General features: G+C 55.2%; 1 protein-coding gene. It reads left to right on the top strand.

What is annotated here, in order from left to right; all coding sequences use genetic code 11:
* Window positions 1-164 precede the first annotated feature (164 nt).
* Window positions 165-696 (top strand): hypothetical protein (locus tag AC1DWI_RS25405; RefSeq protein WP_477726218.1); only part of this gene is annotated, 532 nt, incomplete at its 3' end.

Below are 696 nucleotides of genomic sequence, written 5' to 3'. Positions count from 1 at the left end.
GTCATGGCCACCATCGAGAACCGGCCTGACACCCAGGAACTGTCGATCTGGCGGCGCGCTCGCAAGTGGTGAAGCCTACAAGGATTCACGCATATCTGGGTCCATCCGAGAGCATCAGATTCTCGGCAAGCCTGCGTTTTATCTCCCTCATGAAAGACTAATAGATGCAAGACTTCAGCGCAGAAATCCTGTTCAAAGCAGAAACGGATGCGGAATCCTTTGGGCAGAGAGTCGGTGCGCAACTCGGTGCGACAGAGTCGTATTTCGACAAGGCACTTCAAAGCCTGGGCGCGTCGCTGCCCGGTGCGTGCAATGAGTTCTCCGTGGAGCGCTTTCGGCGCTATCGGAATGTAGTGAGCGTGCAGTTTTATGCCGGGGATCGCTCGGAATACAGGCCCATTCTTTCGGCCCTTTTCCAACTCGGCGCGCACATGGTCAAACTGCATGTCGGAGCCGACGACTACAACGAGGTCGAACTCTATGCGGATGGCAAACAGACCAAGAAGAAAGCAGCCTTTCTCAAAGAGTTTCAGTCCATTGCGCTACCTGACCCGACTTCGGACTTTCAGCGGGCGCTCGCCAACAGGAATTTCAACCGTGCCGAAGTCCTGGTCCCCCAGATTGACGTGACCAGAATAACGCTTGACGACGAGATTCTCGAAGCCTTGATGCTCCGGGAGGCATCTCCTATTGCAC

The organism is Polaromonas sp. P3_C2 (assembly GCF_056402675.1).
This window is presented reverse-complemented; position numbering and strand designations above follow the sequence as displayed.